Here is a 1812-nt window from a genome sequence, read left to right on the forward strand (position 1 = left end):
CTGGCGCTTGGCGAGGTTGCGAACTTCGGAACCGATTATTTTCTATCAAAGATAAAATTTCTTGCGAGAAATAAACGTGAATTTACTACAAAATTCGCAATCTTGCCAAACGCCTGTTATGCGAGGGTTATTTGTCTAAAATACGATTTTAATAGCAAACTTTTCACGTTTCTGCTTTTCAAATTCCAATTTTCATTTTAATCCTTTTTCCCAAACGTAAAAATTCCTGTATAATTTTCTTTTAGAAATGTTTTATAACTTCCGTTTTTATCTTTTCTTTTTACGTAAAGAAAATTAGAATGTTTAGGTTTATAAATTAAATCTCCTTTCTTGATACCACTATTTTCAGAAACTATAAAATTCCAAAACGATATTTCCTTTTCTTTATCGTAAAATATTAAAGTACTTGTCGGTGTTGTTTCTGTTTTTGTTATAACAAAATTATACTCTTTATTGTTTTCGTTAAATGAATGGATAAATGTATTTATAAATATAAAAATTAGTACAGCGATGAAGATTGCAATTGTCCAATATTTTTTTTTCATAAATTTAATTTTTAGTTTTCTACGCAAATAAATGCATTTTTTTAATGATTTTCTTCTGCGTCATTTCGGGAGAACTCTCGCATAACGTTCTCGCGCTACAAGCAGTTTGGGATTAAGGAAGCCAAATCTTCGGATAAACACAAATTTTCCAAATACAAGACAATCTTAAAATTAAGCCTAAAACCCAAATTGCTTGTAGCGTGTGTTAGGCGTTGTTTTTATTCAGGTTTATGATATTCTTCATACTCATCTAATGCGCTTTTACTTGTCTCATCTAAATCTATTTCTAGATATTCATTTCTTATATACTCAAGTAAATCTTTAAAATTTTTTGATAAGTCTTGACATATTTTTGTTAATGTGTTGAAATCGTCTTCAGTTTTTTTATCTGGAAATACGTCAAATGGAATTCTGAATGAATAGGTATGACCTTGATAATCCCTGTCAAAGTACTGATAAAAAGATAATGAATAATCCCAATTATCTCTAAAGTCAAATAATAGCTTTTTTAATTTCGGATCGTAAATATGGAATTTATTACTTTCTGATATATTGTAAAACCAATCCTTATAAAAAAAGATTTTACCAATAATTTTACTTGGCATATATTCAATAAAGTTATCAAAAGTTACAATATTTACAGTTCCCATTATCCATTTTAAATTTTTCACATCCAATTTCCGCTTCGTTTCTTTTGGAGATAAACTTTTTAAATCTGATGGTTTAGGAGGTTTAACTTTTAAAATTGGTTCGATTGCAACTTTTAGTAACTTGACTAATTCACTTTTTCCGCTTTTATCGTCTTTATTTTTAATTCGGTATGGACTTGTTCGATGTCTATCAATATCAAAAGGTAAATCAGTTGGGAAATTTCCCGATTCTAAATTAAATAGCATAATAATTCTGTCCCAACCGACAGATGCAATTGCATAACCTAATTCAATTAAAACATTTGGATTAGGTGTTTTCTTTAAGTCATTTGTTTTTGAGTTTATAATCGAAATATCACAAATAAATATTTCGCATTGAGATATTTTGTTGATTATAGATTGAGGAATATTTGGACTTCCTGTAGTATTTCTTGTTGCTTCATCAATTTCAAGTCTATAATCTTCGAAACTTTCTTCAACTAAATTTAGTGATGAACGCAAACATTGTCTAATTCCATTCTGATTAGTTTCTTTCGGTAAATCAGATTGCCAAGAATAAAAAATTGATTTGATTTCGTTCATTTTGTATGTTTTTCGGTTAAAATAACGCCTAACGT

General features: G+C 28.4%; 3 protein-coding genes. 1 reads left to right on the top strand and 2 read right to left on the bottom strand.

What is annotated here, in order from left to right:
- A partial coding sequence (locus tag L1S34_RS14705; RefSeq protein WP_236364841.1) for a hypothetical protein occupies positions 1 to 201 on the top strand: 201 nt, incomplete at its 5' end.
- Here L1S34_RS14705 and L1S34_RS14710 read toward each other — a convergent pair.
- On the bottom strand, positions 198 to 545 hold the full coding sequence (locus L1S34_RS14710) for a hypothetical protein (RefSeq protein WP_236364842.1): 348 nt from the start codon (positions 543 to 545) through the stop codon (positions 198 to 200). The genes L1S34_RS14705 and L1S34_RS14710 overlap by 4 nt on opposite strands.
- Before the next feature lie 218 nt (positions 546 to 763).
- Positions 764 to 1812, bottom strand: a 1049-nt coding sequence (locus L1S34_RS14715; protein WP_236364843.1) for a TIR domain-containing protein, incomplete at its 5' end; no start/stop codon positions are given.

Origin of the sequence: Flavobacterium sp. K77 (assembly GCF_021608205.1) — a bacterium.
Lineage (GTDB): Bacteria > Bacteroidota > Bacteroidia > Flavobacteriales > Flavobacteriaceae > Flavobacterium > Flavobacterium turcicum.